The following is a 15907-nucleotide window of genomic DNA, read 5'->3' as shown; positions in this document are numbered from 1 at the left end:
ATCGTAATTAAAAGACCTCAATGATTCTAAAAAATGGTTAATCAAAAATACTTGTTGTTCCACAATATGGCCCTAAAATGAATAATGGCACATATCTATATTTCAGATATGCGCCATTATATGGAAAAAAATAGTACTTTATCCACTTAATTTAAGATAATATTTTCCAATCGGAATCCTTGATTTCATCTATCAAAGGTTCCCTTACAGAACTTATAGATCGTTCATCACAAGCTCCAAATATCAGATAATTTCTCTGTCCTTGTCTTAATGAAGGTTTATTGGCTCCCATTTTATAATCAGGATCATTAATATTGAACAAAGTCATCTTCCCAAAAACAAATACTGCAAATCTCCTATGTTCCAATAGGTTCTTCATCTAAGGTTTTATAACCGCAACATGGACAATTATACTTCAATACATTTCCCTCCCTATTTTTATGCAATTATATATAAAGCTATGCAGTTGAACTCTATTTCTCTTTTCACATTAGTTTATTAACTATATTCTTGCACCATATATGGAAGATCAACAACACAATAAAGGGGCTGTCCAATAAATCGATTTTCCAACTATTGGTTTCCCCGTTTTGTGTTCAAGAATACTGATATACCAACATTCTCGACTTTAATTTTTTTCGGATTTACCCTTTTCCGACAGCCCCTACTTTTACCCTCAATGATTAAAAATCCAATTGACACCTTCCCGATAAACCTTACATTCTTTCCCGTCACCAAAACAGGTATTTAATATCCAGAATCTAAATTCATACTTCTTATAGACCGAAAGTACCTTCGGTACAACTTGAATTTTTGTTATTTAGTGGCAAGGTAGTTTTGCTATTGCTCACACTACCATAATGCGTTGGGTACATCAAAAAGGACCAGACTGAATTAGACGAAAGAGTACGACGTCATCTTAAAAATCCACAATTGATTCTTGGAGAGTTGACGAAAGGTATGTGAAAGTAAAAGGAGCATGGATGTATTTATATCGTGCAGTCGACTCAGAAGGAAAGCATCTTAATTCATCAAATCTAAGGGAATTAGCTAACTATTTTTGTACCAGAGCCTTAAATTACACTAGTGCTGCTTCTGCTTCACTAACTAATTGAGTCATAAGTTGCTGTACTGACACAATTTCTTTTAATCTATGTGCATTGCTCCCCGAAAAAATCAAACCATTTTCTAGCTTTCCATTAGCAGCTTCAATAAGGGCAGTTGTTATACAGTAAGGCGTACTTTTTGGATTGCATGGTATTAGACAATCATAGCATTTCTGAACAGGAATATTCCCTGCTTCAGTTTTTTTCACAAATTTATTTGTTATTGCCCTACCTGGTAATCCGACGGGGCTTTTAACTAACTGAATATCTTCACTTTTTGAGTTTATGTAAGCTTCTTTAAAATTTATATCTGCATCACATTCTTTAGTTGCAACAAATCTAGTACCCATTTGTACACCAGATGCCCCTGCTTTTAGATATTTAGCAATATCCGATCCATCAAATACTCCGCCAGCAGCTATAATAGGTATTGGCTTTTTATACTTTTCCTGAAAAGAGCTCAAAGCATCTTTAACTTCTTTAACTATTTCAGTCAATTCAATTTTTGGATTAGCCCTTAATTCGTCCAAAGTAAAACCTAAATGTCCCCCAGCGTCAGGGCCTTCAACAATCACTAAATCTGGTAGATAGTTGTATTTCTTATCCCACATTCTTGTGATTAATTTGGCTGCTTTTCCTGAAGATACAATAGGTGCAATTTTTGTTTTAGTTCCTTTTACAATTTCAGGAAGGGATTTAGGTAAACCAGCACCAGAAACAATCAAATCAACTTTTTCTTCTACAGCAGTTAAAGCCAATTCTTTATAATTTTTCATCGCAACTAAAAAGTTAACTCCAATTATTCCGTTTGGACTCAATTCTCTAGCTCTTCTAATTTCTCTTTTTAAACTTCTAATATTGGCAGCTAGGTTATTTGTTGCAAAATCAGGTTCAGTAAAACCAATTTGAGATCCAGAAATGATGCCGATACCTCCCTGATTAGCTACAGCTGAAGCTAGTCTAGAGCGTGACACCCCTACACCCATTCCTCCTTGAATAATTGGAACGGAAGCGGTTAAATTTCCTAAAAATAATTGAGGTAATTTCATATAATCAATCCTCTCAAAATTACTAAGTAGTATTGCATAATTATATATATAACCTAGACTATCGTAAATGTACATTTATCATATAGTAAATGTATATTTATCATATGGTAAAGTAAAAAAACAATTTCCCGGTGGCTCTTTCAAGATACCTCTCTCGGTGATAACCACACTCGCTCGTTCGAATTGCCCTTGTTGTAAATGTGATTCAAAGCTGTATACTCAAGTTACTCCCCCTTTAAATATCTCTATTATTATAATGAATTTAATTCAAATAAAAACTATTAACCTTGTTTGGATTAATAGTTTTGGCTCTTATCCTATGAATAGATCTTTAAAAACTCCATCCTATTACAGAGATAGGATTTGTTTATTTTTTATATAGTCTCAGCAAGCTAATAAAGTCAGTCTTGAATTAAGGATCTCCTTACAATTTATAACCAATAATGATTAATCAAAAAAAACTTGTTATTCTGTGTTCGGTTTATCAATTTCATCCACAAATATGGCTCCTGGATTATTGGCTTCTATAACAGAAATAACTTCTGGATATTTAATGTGATTTAATAACTTAGAGATTTCATGATAATCTCTAGCTAACATTTTTATCATCTATGAAACCCCCTATATTCATATTTTAAAACTATATAAATTATACTCAAATTCCTTCTTATAACCACAGCTTTCTGCTAACATACGAGATCCAAGATTTTCATCCATACAGTCCCAATAAGCTTCGAGTTTATGATCTCTACAGTGCTCTAGAAATTCGTTAATTAGTATTTTTGCAAGACCATTTTTTCTATACTCCTCTACGGTTAGTGTGTGTGAGCCCATTGAATCATGGGTTACACAACTTGATATACAACAAGAAACAATTAATTCACCATCCATCATGCAATATCCTACACCATGATGGATGAAGTCCTCTAATGAGCTCCACCAATCTAATATTATTGATTTAACAAAATCTATATTATTAATCTTTCTATGAAATAATTGATGATTTATTTTTACCATTTCAAATTTATCTTGCATTTTAAGATTTTCAAGAACAGAATCTTCTTTACATTTATACTTATAGGTAAGTTGTTTAGACTGAACAAGGTTCCGTTTCTTAAATATACTTTTAAATGCTATACCCCACTTTGGGCTTGTGCCACTAAATTCAAAATGATTTAACCCTAACTCTCTTGTCCTGGGTGCGATATTTGAATCAATATATTCGTTTATGCTCTTATTAAACCTTATATTGTTCTCATTCCCAATAAAATAGAATCCAGCAATAGATTTTGACCACACCATAGCAGTAGTTGGATTCAATATATTATCAACAAAAACACATCCCGGGTTATACCCCTGAACTACTCCTTTTATTTCAATATTAACTAATTCACTCGTTAATAAATCGTTTACGTTAGAGAATTGTATTTTATTCAATTCATATATCATTTTCCTACCTCTTTTTTTAATAACAATTCACCTGTAAATAAAGTATCCTATTTTATTTTATCTGTATTTCCTTTTTAAATATATATATAGAATAAGTATAATAGTTTTTTACACAATAACGTTGACTGAATTTACAAGCCAGTCAGTGTTATTTCAATTCACTTTACTATATAGAATGTTTAAATAATTTCATGTGCATGTAGCCAATTACTAAAATAGCCTGGTTAAACAATATTGCTTACAAGAAAAAGAAGGATGCTTTTCAGTAACATTTCTGAAAAGCGCCATATTGTTGAATAACATTATCGGATGATTATTTAGTAAACAGAACTCAACTTGTGTTTACTAAAAGCTCATGTTGCAAAAACAACTTTTTATATAAGAAATCGGGAAATAATTAAATTACCTCTCTTCAAAACCTTTATAATTCAACAATGTATAAAACATGTATATTCGATTAAATTTCAGTTCTAGAAAATACTGTTATATCAACATTTACAAAAGCATGTCGATTCCTAAAGTTGCTATTATGTAAACTAGTTTTGAATATAGTATACAATCTTATACACGCTTTTGATAAGAACCTCACCAACAAATATAGTATTGCATATTCAAACAACCGTTCATATATTAAGGTAATAAATCAAATAAAGATGGTGATTCTTATGGTACTGGCTTATGTCGTAAATAATGGAATTCCCCCAAATAACGGGACGGTTTCAGTCATAGATGTGAAAACTCATCAGGTGATTACTACGGTACCTGTGGGAGAGGAATCAAGTGCTGTGTCTTTCACGCCCGATGGCAAATTGGCTTATGTCTTAAATAATGGATTTGGTCCAAATAACGGGACTGTTTCTGTCATAGATGTGAAAACTCATCAGGTGATTGCTACGGTGCCGGTGGGAGAGGCGTCATTGGCTGTGTCCTTCACGCCCGATGGCAAATTGGCTTATGTCGTAAACGAAGAGGTTTTTCCAAATAACGGAACTGTTTCTGTCATAGATGTGAAAACTCATCAGGTGATTGCTACGGTGCCGGTGGGAGAGGACTCACGTACTTTATCCTTCACTCCCAATGGCAAATTGGTCTATATCGTAAATTTTGGATTTTTTTCAAATAATGGGACTGTTTCTGTCATAGATGTGAAAACTCATCAGGTGATTGCTACGGTACCTGTGGGAGAGGAGTCACGTGATGTGGCCTTCACACCTAATGGAGGTAATGGATGCTAAGCTATGACATACCACAAAATTGTTTCTCATTATGTAAGATAATATTAGTTCCAATTTTTCATTTCTGAAGAACTGGATCTAATATATTGGTTCCTATAGTGGTCATTATGTAAACTATTTTTGAATATGGTATACAATCTTATACACGCTTTTGATAAGAACCTCACCAATAAATATAGTGGTGCATGTTCAAACAACCGTTCATATATTAAAGTAATAAAACTGATATATGAGGTGCTTCTTATGGTAACGGCTTATGTCGTAAATAATGGATTTGGATCAAATAACGGGACTGTTTCTGTCATAGATGTAAAAACTCATCAGGTGATTGCCACCGTTCCTGTTGGACAGAACTCATTTGCTATATCCTTCACACCCAATGGTAAATTGGCTTATGTCTTAAATAATCTGTTTCCCCCAAATAATGGGACTGTTTCTGTTATAGATGTGAAAACTCATCAGGTGATTGCTACGGTACCAGTGAGAGATGACTCACGTACTTTATCCTTTACACCCGATGGCAAATTGGCTTATGTCTTAAATAATGGGTTTTCCCAAAATAACGGGAGTGTGTCTGTCATAGATGTGAAAACTCATCAGGTGATTGCCACGGTACCTGTGGAAGAGGACTCACTTGCTGTGTCCTTCACGTCCGATGGTAAGTTGGCTTATGTCTTAAATACCAGAATTTTTCCAAATAACGGGACTGTTTCTGTCATAGATGTGAAAACTCATCAGGTGATTGCTACGGTACCAGTCGGAGAGGACTCACGTGATGTGTCATTCACGCCCGATAGCAAATTGGCTTATGTCGTAAATAATGGATTTTTCCCAAATAACGGGAGTGTGTCTGTCATAGATGTGAAAACTCATCAGGTGATTGCTACGGTACCTGTCGGAGAGTTTTCACGTGATGTGTCATTCACGTCCGATGGTAAATTGGCTTATGTCTTAAATTCCGGATTTTTTCCAAATAACGGGACTGTTTCTGTTATAGATGTGAAAACTCATCAGCTAATTGCTACGGTACCAGTTGGAGAGGACTCACTTGATGTGTCCTTTACGCCCGATAGCAAACTGGCTTATGTCGTAAATAATGGATTTTTCCCAAATAACGGGACTGTGTCAGTCATAGATGTGAAAACTCATCAGGTGATTACCACGCTGCCTGTCGGAGAGAACTCAATGGCTGTAGCCTTCACGCCCGATGGTAAATTGGCTTATGTCGTAAATACTCGGTCTTCCCCAAATAATGGGATAGTATCTTGCATAGATGTGAAAACTCATCAGCTAATTGCCACGGTGCCTGTCGGAGAGAACCCAACTGCTTTGTCTATCACACCTAATGGGGGTAATGAGTGCTAAACTATGATATACCTTAAAATAGATTTCTCATTATGTAAGATAATATTAGTTCCAATTTTTCATTTCTGAAGAACTGGAACTAATCGACTCAATAATCATTATGTTTCTTAAATTAATTTACTGACTAGCGCAATGTTATATACCTTATACAAAAAAATACAGTGTGGTGTTTTTATCCTTTGGGAGTCGGGATAGCCTTAACTATATTCTTGCGCCATATTGTTGAGTAACATTAGGTGAATGTAACATGCTGTACATTGAGTTTAATAAATTTCTCATTTTTTTCTTCTGAACATCCCCCTATCAAACACAATCTATCTTTTGTTTACTAAAACAGCATCATTGTTAATCGTAAAATCAAAATTCTCCACTTGTATTAATACGTTAACTCCCACATACAATTGTATTAATTACCAATTTGAAGAGGTGGTTTGTATATGACGACGACTATCATTGATGTGAAAACTCATAGTATAATTACAACTGTTCCTGTTGGTAACACAAGCTTAGATCCCTTAGGAGAAGGACTAGTTGTTTCTGCAAATGGTAAGGATGTTCTAGTAGTAAATTTTGGAGGTAATAGTATTAGCGCCACCAATACATCGACCCATTCAGTAGTTGCTACTGTTCCTGTTGGAGTTAACCCATTTTTCGTCACTTTATCTCCGGATGGTAAATTTGCTTATGTTGTAAACAGAGAAGACCCTTTGATCCCTTCTTTCATATCGGTAATAGATACTAAAACTTATTCTGTTATTGCTACTGTACCTGTTGGACGTGATCCTAGGTTTGCAGCAATAACACCTGACGGAAAACATGTTTTTATCTCAAACGCTGAAGATAATACTGTTTCCGTTATTGATACCAAAACTTATAGCTGTAGTGCCACTATTCCTGTTGGAGTCAGACCATTTAACATTATAATTTCCCCTGATGGTAAGTATGTTTATGTTGTAAACATTGGTTCACCATCTGTTTCTATCATTGATGTAAAAACACAATTTGTGATTGGTACTGTAGCAGTTAGTACTAGTCCTTCATCTATTTCCATTACCCCAAATGGTAAATTAATCTATGTTGTAACTTTTGACGTTATTTCTGTCATTGATACTAAAACTTATTCAGTTATTGCTACTATACCTGTGATCAACACTCCGTCTAACTTGGCCATATCTCCTAATGGTGATTTGGTATATGTTATTGGCGTAGATATAGATGATCTGGGGGCTCTGTCTGTAATAAATATAAAAACTCAATTCGTTATTGCTGCTGTTCGTGTGGGAGTTAATCCGGTTGATATTACAATTACACACGATGGGAAAATTGCATACGTAGTAAATGAAGGTGATGACCAAAATCCATCTACTACGACGGTAATTGATTTAAAGACACATTCAGTTATTGCTACTATTTCCAATCCGATTAGTTCCGGTACAGTATCTATTTCTCCAGACGGAAAATTAGCTTATATTTTAGAAAGAATCAGTTAATTTATTGCAGTATAACTTAAGCTATTTTTCATTAAACAAAACTATCATTTTAAGTCCATTAGTACTCTTGTCTTAAATATTCTTCAATTAATTTTTTAAAGGCATAAATATTAGAGATAGAGCCTTTTTCATAAGCTTCTATTAGTTCATTTGTTCTTCCCTAACTCTTTTTCATTTTTCAAGAAAATCTTCCCTTCTTTAATTAACTGAATTGCTATTTTGTTTACTTCACTACTTACATTTTTTGGTTTAAAATAATACTTGTGATGATTTTTTTGAAATTATATACAGGAGTGATTACATTGGAAACAGTACTTATTGTTTGGGCTATTTCTGTTTTCGCAATTTATTATGCTGTCAAAGCCGCTGTTAAAAATGGTATAGATGAATCTAATACAAGTAAAAAGATTGAAAGAATTTTAGATAAAATAAATGAAAAATAGTAACTATTATCAGCACCTTACATTAATTGATAGAGGTGTTTTTTTATTGTTAGAATTAGGATTCACAATGCTTATTAAGTCTTATAAAAATGATTTATCTGTCCTAGCACATCAAAACAAACTTAAGTAAGAATCTTACATAACATAGAAGTACACCATAATTATCACTCTCTTCCTGTATCCTCCTTTTACGTAAAACAGGAAGAATTATGGCAACTCCTCTGTACTCTCCTTCCGCTTTTGAGTATGGAGGAATTTTTTTATTCTCTACAATTACTCTTTTGTTTCCTAACACTAATCATGTTAATTTATCTGAATCAAATTAATAGCCGCACTGTTTGTAGTAACCCCACAAATAGTTCCCTGTGTAAACTCATCCACACTATCAATTCTTAATTGTAGTTTTGAACCACTTGACAAACTAATAATGGATAATCCCGTAATTTGAAGACACATATCATCTACTGCACCCAAATTATTACTTACTACCCCAAATTTTGTTCCCTGATTTTCGGCTCCATTTACAAATAATGATATAACTGGTTCAGAAAGCCCTACACTTGGTTGCAAATAAGTCACTACATAAGTAACTGAATAAATACCTTTATTAACGATACTAATAGTATCTGAATTAGCTAAGAATACATTATTAATTTCCCCCTGTTTATTAAATGGTATAGGGCTTCCAAGATCTAAAGTAATTGTTTGGTCTTGGTGGAAATTACCAAAAGAATTATTTTCACTACATTTACATTTATTCAAGTTTTTAGTCTCCTTTGAGTTGATAAATTATTTTATGCGAACTTACAATTAGAGATTGTGGAATTGCCCATACGTAGTAGTAAACACAATACAAAATAAATCTTATAAGTAAAAATTAGTCAAGAGTTTATCTATATGGTCTTAGAGATGGGATTTTATCATTTTTTACTATAATGGAAACACCCTAATTAAGTCTGTTAAATTCACCAGCAATTTAACCTAATAAACTATTAATCAAAAATACTTGTTATTTCACAATATGGCCCTAAAATGAATAATGGCACATATCTATATTTCAGATATGCGCCATATTGTGGAACAACAGATTCAGAAAAGTCGTTAGCCTAATAAGCTTCTAGACTCATTAATCATTAAGTTTATTAATTCCATATGTAATAATACTCAGTTGTTGTATAATCAACACTTGAGCCTTCTTCAGTTTCTACTTTTGTACCAACTGAAACAGTCATCAACATAAATACAAAAAATAGTACAACAGTTCCTACTATTAAACCTAGTAAAAATTTTTTCATGATTATATCCTCCATTTATAAGATCAACAAAATTTCTATTATGTCTTCTAAAAAATAGTCTTTATAATAGTGATATTAGTACTAAAAATCTATTGGGCCGACCAATTGTGTTTTCAAGTAAATATACTCAAGAAATTTAACCTTTTGTACATTATACGCTAACATATTCTATTCATTTACCGTTATCCCCTACTGTTAATGTACTTATCTATGGAAATGCTCTATTGCTTTAGTTCATTATAGTGTTTATCAGTATGGTGGAAGAGATGATACATAATATCACTTGTGTTTCATAGCTTGAGAATTAATCAATCTATTTTTCCATATCTTTATTATAACAAGTATTGAAAAGAGGTGGCTTTATTTGACGACGACGGTGATTGATGTGAAAACGCATAAAGTAATTGCAACGATACCTATTGGTATTGTAGCAAATTCAAAAACGCTCTACAAATGGGATTGGGGTAGTTTTTCTGATCCAGTAATATTAGATATACAAAGATCAATGTATAAAGAAATGGGAGGAAGTATCGAAGCCGGATCTTTCCCTGGGACAATAGATTACTAAATAAAACACATCAACCTCACTTTAGAAAAGGATTTTTTTGCAAAAAATAAAGATGAGGTTGATTTATTTTTTTCAGAGGTGAAACAAAAATGAGAAAAAGTTTATTAGTAATTATGGTATTTATAATAATTTTATTGTTTGCAGCTTATCTAGCCTTCTTACCACAAAAACAACAATCTGTTTTTAATGTTTCAGAAAATGACTCATTATACATAAATTCTTCATATAAGAATTCACTACACAGAATATATCAATTAAATTTGGAGTCTAATAAGGTAAAGCTATTGTTTGAAAAAGAATTAGACGATTATCCTACTTCTGCATTTAATGAAGAAAGCCATAATATGTACTATTCAGGAGTAGTAGAGGATGGTACACGGCAGTTATTAGTGAAAAACATAAAAAATGATAGCGTTAAAAAACTCGCAAATAATTTAAATTATGTAGACTTTTTACAAATAGATAAAACACATAACATCATTTATATGAGAGTCTTAGTCGGTAAAAATGATCGTAACTTTCATGTTGCAACATATAATATAAATACTGCAAAAATTGATGTGTGGGATAAAAAAGATACTGATACTTCTGTAGTAGACTTTGACTTTAACCCCACAATTAACAAAGTATTAGTAATTTCTAAATCGATAAAAGAAGAATTCGAAAATATCTCTTATGCAAACGAAAATAATGTTACCCCTGATCCACCAACTTATAAATTTTCTATCTACAGTCAAAATGGATCTTTAGAAAAACATGAAATAGAAATTAAGAAGTTTGTTAGAAGTGCATCATTATCCCCAAATGGAGAAACTATTTTATTTAATTACAAAGATCGGCTTGAATCTTCATCGAAAATTGCTACTTATAATAGGAATAGCAAAAAAACCGAAATCTTATTAGAAGATCCAGGTCAATTAAAAAATATTAGGGAACCTCTGTTCAACTCAAATAATTCTGTCTTTTATTTTATAGCTGATAATATCGAGAATAATAATACATCAATTTATTTCTTCGATCTAAAATCGAAAAAAATCCAAAAAATTTGGACTAAGAAAAATGAAGATCCAATTAATATATATTCTTAAAAAAGTAAACAATAGTTCCAGCTTTTCATTTCAGAAAAACTGGAACTATTCGACTCAATAATCATTGTGTTTACTAAACTACTATTATTTTGGTGCATCCATCCCCATAAGCGCCCATTCTTCTTTAGAAGGGCCGTAAATACCTGGAACACTTAGCCCTGCTTGCCTCATAAGAATAATAATTTGTCCTCGGTGATGTGTCTGATGCTGATTCAAAAATAATAAAAGAGACCCCTTAGGCATTTTTTGACCAAAGAAATCAATTTGATCCAAAAGACTCTCATCTGTCCATTGAGCCTTCAAAGCCTCAACAAATGCATTAGAAGATTGATCATAACTCTCAACTATAGTATCAACAGAAGAAGGGACGGACCAATCTTCACTAGGAGCTTCAAAATTCAAATCTCCCTGCGAACTAATAACCTTAATAGAAGTAACAGTATGCCAGGCTATACGTCCTAAAGTCCAATGCTGTGGAGCAACCTCAAAATTTAATGATTCATCATTGAGATTTTGTAGAATTTTGCTTGTTGCTTTAGCCTCGAATTCCCAGGATATTAAAAAATCATTTAATCTACGATACATTTGAAATCCTCCTTTTACAAAAAGTTCTAAATTAAACATTCTCTATTACATTATTATTTCCTTCACAAATAACTTATTTAAAACTGTTCCTAATTAAAATGTAAAAGCTCCAATTTTTCAATACAGAAAAACCGGAGCTAAACATAATTTCTATTATGTTTCATAACAAGTTCTAAAAATCTACTACTAGAGAGTTCTCTACAACATTAAATGCTTGCTTCTTTATCTAATATTCTGGGTTATATTATTTGATACAGGGATAGTCGTTATACATCTTTCTGTAATTATAAATTCATAATCTCCTAAACAACTGTCTCCTGATGCACCAGTACACATAATCTTTATACTAGTTACCATATTAAAGTTGAGACTGTGACTGTTTGCCTGATTGTTATTATTTGATGGGGGGATATTTAGAATGGTATCCATGCCATTTGCGGTAATAATCACATTCACTCCACATAAAGAGGAGCGATCTACCTCAATAGTTCCGTTAATAGCAGAACTAGTATTTGTGCTAAAAATTGTCGTTGTTTGACCACAGTCTAGATCATACGTACCGCGTAATGTCCCAGTAATAACAGGGCAATCACAACAAGCAGATGTTTCTTTGGTAACACTTTTACCACAACATGGTGTAGCTTTATATGTGCTCATTATTTCACTCCTTTTTCAATACATTTTAAAACATTTTATGTCTGTACACTTGTTAGTGATTAGGCAAACAAAAAAAAAAGGGCTATTTTTAGCCCATAGTAACCTCAATATCACTTGTGTTTCCTTAATAGGGAAATTTCAGATAGTCTTTACTCGCCTCTTGCGCCATATTGCTGAATAATATTGTCATGAAGTATTTGAACTATATGACTCATTAATCATTATGATTCATAAGCTCCATGCCGAACCATGAAATCATTTTCTATATTTTAGATTGTTGGTAAAAATAAGGACCAAACTCCCGCTCATGTGTGTTTACATAAGTCCACTTATAATTGGAATCAACTACATAAATATCTTGTTCATTCATAAAATCCTTTGCTTTTAAAATATTTGCACATTCCAACTTCCATGCAAAGTCATGACTTTGATAAAAAACACAGCAACTATCTTTCTCAATTTCATCAAACGCCTCCATTGCCTCTTTTCCTTCTAAACAAGATAACAGTTTATTGCTAAAGACATGCCATAAAAATTCATTGAAATGGATATCATGTTTCATTGATTCACTTACAGAGTTCGTGAACTTTACTTCCCAATCTATTCGTAAAGATTGAGCATTTCCATGATCCTTAACAACAATACCATCTTTTTTTAAAAAATGAATGAAATCATATCTACCTTTTATAAATGAAACATAACTTAACAAGTTGAAAACTTCCACATTAGGTAGTTCATCAATCATTTCATGCAATCGTTGCCTAAAATTATTCATACGTCACCTACTTAAAATTAATGTAATTCAAACTAGTTGGAAAAACGTGTTCAAGCATAGTCATTTCCCCTTATCTAATTTAGTTCACTAGTTAATACAATATCACCCGTGTTTACTTAATAGGTAACTAACTATCCATAACATAGTCCAAATAGCCTTTGGACTGTCAACACCTAACTAGACGATTTTCTTAAGGTGTTTATTTTTGTACTCAATAGGACTTGCATAACCCAGTGTGCTATGAATACGAATATGGTTAAACCAATGTACGTAGTCATGGAATTCTCGTGTTAATTCTTCTAAACTTTCATACTGCCTCCCTTTGACAAATTCTGTCTTAATAATTTTAAATGTAGCTTCTGCAACGGCATTATCATAGGGGCATCCCTTCATGCTTAAGGAGCGTTTAATAGAGAACGTTTTTAAAGCTTCATCAATTAACTTATTTTTGAATTCGTTTCCTCTATCAGTATGAAACAATTGGATATGATGAAGGTCTTCCTTTATTGAAGCGAAGGCACGATAAACAAGCAACGCATCCTTATTGGATCCCGTACTATATCCAATAATTTCTCGGTTAAAGAGATCAACAAATACACATATGTAATGCCATTTTTTATCAACCCTTACATATGTTAAATCGCTTACGACAACGGATAACGCTTCGTTCCGCGTGAATTTACGGTTTAGTTCATTGGAATAGTGGTCCTCATTTGGCTTTTCTGAATGGGGTTTAAACTGTGCGACAGTATATTTAGAAACCAGTCCTTGTTCTTTCATGACTCTACCAATGCGCCTTCTAGAAACAGCTTTCCCAAGCTTTATAAGTTCATGTTTAATTTTGCGTGTCCCGTAATTCTGTCGACTCTCATGAAAGATTCGAACAATATGTGACGTGATATCATCCTCATGAGTTCGCTGTTTTGCTTCATAATAAAAAGTGCTTCTTGGGAGTTGTAGGACTTGGCACATTGCTGATATCGAGTATTTGTGTTTGTTTTGCTTAATCACATTTACTTTTGTCCTAGTATCAGCGCGGCTTGCTTTAAAATATCATTTTCCATTTCTAATTGCTTGTTTCGCTTACGTAATTCTTGCAGTTCCTTTTGTTCAGGAGTTAGGTTGTCCTTCTCTTTGAATGACCCGGAATTTTTAAATTGATTAATCCATTTATCAAGAGAGGAAGGTGTTAAGTCGTATTCTCGGATAATTTCTTTCCGTGGCTTTCCATTTTCATAAAGCTGTACTATTTGTTGCTTGAATTCTTCGGTAAACGTACGGCGTGATCTTTTTGTCATGTAGATTCTCCTCATCATTCATATAGTAAGTTCATTCTACTTGACCTTAAAATTTCTGTCTAACTAAGTGTAGCCGATCCATTATTTAATAAAAAACGTAAAGTACAATAGGTGTTTTATATTCCAACCCACGATTTCTACTAATACTAAGACCTTAGATGGATTCAATTTTCAAGAAAAAAACTTAAGAGGTTGTCCAATAAATCTGATATTTGGACAACCTCTTATCATGTGTAAAGAAATATATATCAACATGTTAGAATGTACTTTTATTATCCACTTCCCTTTTTCAGATAATCTCTTTTACTATAATATGTAGTATTGTTGTGGATTAATATTCAGCAGCTGATAATGGATTTCGATGAAAATGGGGAAAAATACAAATTCAACTCTTACTCACCTTACTATCACATCTGTTTACATAATAGATAACTATCCTTAAGGTAGTCAAAATAGCCTTTACTACCTTCTTGCGCCATATTGTTGAATAAGAAGGTTCAGTAATCTACATTTTGAATTATGTAGATTTTTTTTTAGCAAATTCAAATATAATAAGGGTATGGGGTGATTAAATGAAGCGAATAATAATTATTTTACAAATTATAATACTGGTAGCGTGTACTAACTCTTATAATGACTTTGATGATTTTAGAATATATGAATTCTATTATGGACACGGGAGTAATGAGGATTTTAGTGAACAATTCGTAAAATATTCTATAACTGTATATTACAAAGAGGGAATGGTTTTTGATACTAATAGCATTGAACCAGTATTAGGGGCATGGATACAAGGTAGAATGATAAATCATGAGATTAGTAATATTAATGAAAATCAAAATGAGAATTTCATTAATATTGAAGGTAAAGTACATTATGATTCAGATGGTCTTACTAAAGAGAGCATTGACCGAAAAGATAGTTATGAGAAATCGATTTTGGGTATAGTATTTCAATTAGATGATGGCCATAAATATAAAGTAACTGGATTTGGAGAATCAACAATTGTAGAAGAATTAATTAAATGAAATTAAGAAAAGTATACACAAGTGTACTTTTCTATGAATACCTATCTTGAAAATTCCTTATTCATTTAAAACAATCATCAGAGTAATATTTACGGAATCTGATATTCTATCTTAAATCGATTTCGGTACCAATTCCCATTCAGATTTCATTTATTTTATCTGTTCATCATCACTTATTATATATTACTTCACCCGAAGGCAAAAAATGCATCCAGTTCATTTCAGAGATATACGAGACCTTTATTCTATTTATACTTAGCAATTATGATTACTTATTTAAAACCTTTTTTTCAACTAAGAACAGAATTAGATAAATTATAAGTATTGTAAACAGTATCGTCGATAAAGTATTAAAAACAAGATTATAGTCTAAATCTTTCATCACCTTTACAACATCTCCATTTCGATCATGATGAGTAATAGTCAACCCACCATATTCAAGTGTAAAATATGAAATAATACAGCCTATTATTATT

At 32.5% G+C, this 15907-nt stretch carries 16 protein-coding genes and 2 pseudogenes; 8 read left to right on the top strand and 10 right to left on the bottom strand.

Annotated elements, in window-relative coordinates; all coding sequences use genetic code 11:
* Positions 1-151: 151 nt before the first annotated feature.
* Positions 152-419, bottom strand: a pseudogene (locus V1503_RS20545) (CPCC family cysteine-rich protein).
* A gap of 350 nt (positions 420-769) precedes the next feature.
* On the opposite strand from V1503_RS20545, the pseudogene V1503_RS20540 reads away from it, so the two are divergent.
* A pseudogene (locus V1503_RS20540) lies at positions 770-1076 on the top strand (DDE-type integrase/transposase/recombinase); the annotation flags it as partial.
* Between the two features lie 2 nt (positions 1077-1078).
* On the opposite strand, the gene V1503_RS20535 reads toward V1503_RS20540, so the two are convergent.
* The 3 genes from V1503_RS20535 to V1503_RS20525 all read right to left on the bottom strand — a co-directional run bounded on the left by V1503_RS20535 (position 1079) and on the right by V1503_RS20525 (position 3604).
* Entirely contained in the window at positions 1079-2155 is a 1077-nt protein-coding gene (locus tag V1503_RS20535) for an NAD(P)H-dependent flavin oxidoreductase (protein ID WP_214484778.1), read from the bottom strand.
* Positions 2156-2620: 465 nt separating this feature from the next.
* Entirely contained in the window at positions 2621-2764 is a 144-nt protein-coding gene (locus V1503_RS20530; RefSeq protein WP_410628977.1) for a hypothetical protein, read from the bottom strand.
* A gap of 18 nt (positions 2765-2782) precedes the next feature.
* Positions 2783-3604 (bottom strand): GNAT family N-acetyltransferase, encoded by an 822-nt coding sequence (locus V1503_RS20525; protein ID WP_410628976.1) that lies wholly within the window; start codon positions 3602-3604, stop codon positions 2783-2785.
* A 665-nt stretch (positions 3605-4269) separates the two neighbouring features.
* Here V1503_RS20525 and V1503_RS20520 point away from each other — a divergent pair.
* The 4 genes from V1503_RS20520 to V1503_RS20505 all read left to right on the top strand — a co-directional run bounded on the left by V1503_RS20520 (position 4270) and on the right by V1503_RS20505 (position 8137).
* The gene (locus V1503_RS20520) at positions 4270-4839 is read left to right on the top strand and encodes a cytochrome D1 domain-containing protein (RefSeq protein WP_410628975.1); all 570 of its coding nucleotides are present in this window, start codon (positions 4270-4272) and stop codon (positions 4837-4839) included.
* Between the two features lie 243 nt (positions 4840-5082).
* Positions 5083-6204 carry a cytochrome D1 domain-containing protein gene (locus tag V1503_RS20515; RefSeq protein ID WP_410628974.1) on the top strand — a complete coding sequence of 374 codons (1122 nt, stop codon included), beginning with the start codon at positions 5083-5085 and terminating at the stop codon, positions 6202-6204.
* A gap of 437 nt (positions 6205-6641) precedes the next feature.
* Positions 6642-7694, top strand: a complete 1053-nt coding sequence (locus V1503_RS20510; RefSeq protein WP_410628973.1) for a beta-propeller fold lactonase family protein — start codon at positions 6642-6644, stop codon at positions 7692-7694.
* A 302-nt stretch (positions 7695-7996) separates the two neighbouring features.
* Positions 7997-8137, top strand: a complete 141-nt coding sequence (locus tag V1503_RS20505) for a hypothetical protein (protein WP_410628972.1) — start codon at positions 7997-7999, stop codon at positions 8135-8137.
* 303 nt (positions 8138-8440) lie between these two features.
* On the opposite strand, the gene V1503_RS20500 is transcribed toward V1503_RS20505, so the two are convergent.
* Positions 8441-8899, bottom strand: coding sequence for a hypothetical protein (locus V1503_RS20500; protein ID WP_410628971.1), 459 nt, complete (start codon positions 8897-8899; stop codon positions 8441-8443).
* A 380-nt stretch (positions 8900-9279) separates the two neighbouring features.
* Entirely contained in the window at positions 9280-9432 is a 153-nt protein-coding gene (locus V1503_RS20495) for a hypothetical protein (protein WP_410628970.1), read from the bottom strand.
* Between the two features lie 364 nt (positions 9433-9796).
* Here V1503_RS20495 and V1503_RS20490 point away from each other — a divergent pair, with 364 nt between their 5' ends.
* Together V1503_RS20490 and V1503_RS20485 are read left to right on the top strand one after the other, a co-directional pair.
* Positions 9797-10000 (top strand): hypothetical protein, encoded by a 204-nt coding sequence (locus V1503_RS20490; protein ID WP_410628969.1) that lies wholly within the window; start codon positions 9797-9799, stop codon positions 9998-10000.
* 89 nt (positions 10001-10089) lie between these two features.
* Positions 10090-11088: a hypothetical protein gene (locus V1503_RS20485; RefSeq protein WP_410628968.1), complete on the top strand. Its 999-nt coding sequence runs from the start codon at positions 10090-10092 to the stop codon at positions 11086-11088.
* 84 nt (positions 11089-11172) lie between these two features.
* Here the strand turns inward: V1503_RS20485 and V1503_RS20480 are convergent, their stop codons facing one another.
* The 4 genes from V1503_RS20480 to V1503_RS20465 all read right to left on the bottom strand — a co-directional run bounded on the left by V1503_RS20480 (position 11173) and on the right by V1503_RS20465 (position 14403).
* A complete protein-coding gene (locus V1503_RS20480) occupies positions 11173-11673 on the bottom strand; it encodes a DinB family protein (protein WP_410628967.1) in 501 nt (166 codons plus the stop codon).
* Positions 11674-11895: 222 nt separating this feature from the next.
* The gene (locus V1503_RS20475) at positions 11896-12330 is read right to left on the bottom strand and encodes an S-Ena type endospore appendage (RefSeq protein ID WP_410628739.1); all 435 of its coding nucleotides are present in this window, start codon (positions 12328-12330) and stop codon (positions 11896-11898) included.
* A 262-nt stretch (positions 12331-12592) separates the two neighbouring features.
* A complete protein-coding gene (locus tag V1503_RS20470) occupies positions 12593-13105 on the bottom strand; it encodes a DUF4275 family protein (RefSeq protein ID WP_410628966.1) in 513 nt (170 codons plus the stop codon).
* 177 nt (positions 13106-13282) lie between these two features.
* Positions 13283-14403, bottom strand: a protein-coding gene (locus V1503_RS20465; RefSeq protein WP_410624147.1) for an IS3 family transposase whose coding sequence is annotated in 2 segments (ribosomal slippage) — positions 13283-14154 and positions 14154-14403 — 1122 coding nt in all. Because the reading frame shifts where the segments join, the coding sequence is not laid out codon by codon here.
* A gap of 572 nt (positions 14404-14975) precedes the next feature.
* Here V1503_RS20465 and V1503_RS20460 point away from each other — a divergent pair.
* Positions 14976-15431, top strand: a complete 456-nt coding sequence (locus tag V1503_RS20460; protein ID WP_410628965.1) for a hypothetical protein — start codon at positions 14976-14978, stop codon at positions 15429-15431.
* The last annotated feature ends 476 nt before the right edge of the window (positions 15432-15907 follow it).

This window comes from Nanhaiella sioensis, from assembly GCF_046557775.1.
GTDB lineage: Bacteria > Bacillota > Bacilli > Bacillales > SM2101 > Nanhaiella > Nanhaiella sioensis.
This window is presented reverse-complemented; position numbering and strand designations above follow the sequence as displayed.

Coding starts and splice junctions, on each gene's coding strand:
- V1503_RS20535 (WP_214484778.1), bottom strand. CDS start 2,155: ATGAAATTACCTCAATTATTTTTAGGAAATTTAACCGCTTCCGTTCCA.
- V1503_RS20530 (WP_410628977.1), bottom strand. CDS start 2,764: ATGATAAAAATGTTAGCTAGAGATTATCATGAAATCTCTAAGTTATTA.
- V1503_RS20525 (WP_410628976.1), bottom strand. CDS start 3,604: ATGATATATGAATTGAATAAAATACAATTCTCTAACGTAAACGATTTA.
- V1503_RS20520 (WP_410628975.1), top strand. CDS start 4,270: ATGGTACTGGCTTATGTCGTAAATAATGGAATTCCCCCAAATAACGGG.
- V1503_RS20515 (WP_410628974.1), top strand. CDS start 5,083: ATGGTAACGGCTTATGTCGTAAATAATGGATTTGGATCAAATAACGGG.
- V1503_RS20510 (WP_410628973.1), top strand. CDS start 6,642: ATGACGACGACTATCATTGATGTGAAAACTCATAGTATAATTACAACT.
- V1503_RS20495 (WP_410628970.1), bottom strand. CDS start 9,432: ATGAAAAAATTTTTACTAGGTTTAATAGTAGGAACTGTTGTACTATTT.
- V1503_RS20485 (WP_410628968.1), top strand. CDS start 10,090: ATGAGAAAAAGTTTATTAGTAATTATGGTATTTATAATAATTTTATTG.
- V1503_RS20480 (WP_410628967.1), bottom strand. CDS start 11,673: ATGTATCGTAGATTAAATGATTTTTTAATATCCTGGGAATTCGAGGCT.
- V1503_RS20475 (WP_410628739.1), bottom strand. CDS start 12,330: ATGAGCACATATAAAGCTACACCATGTTGTGGTAAAAGTGTTACCAAA.
- V1503_RS20470 (WP_410628966.1), bottom strand. CDS start 13,105: ATGAATAATTTTAGGCAACGATTGCATGAAATGATTGATGAACTACCT.
- V1503_RS20460 (WP_410628965.1), top strand. CDS start 14,976: ATGAAGCGAATAATAATTATTTTACAAATTATAATACTGGTAGCGTGT.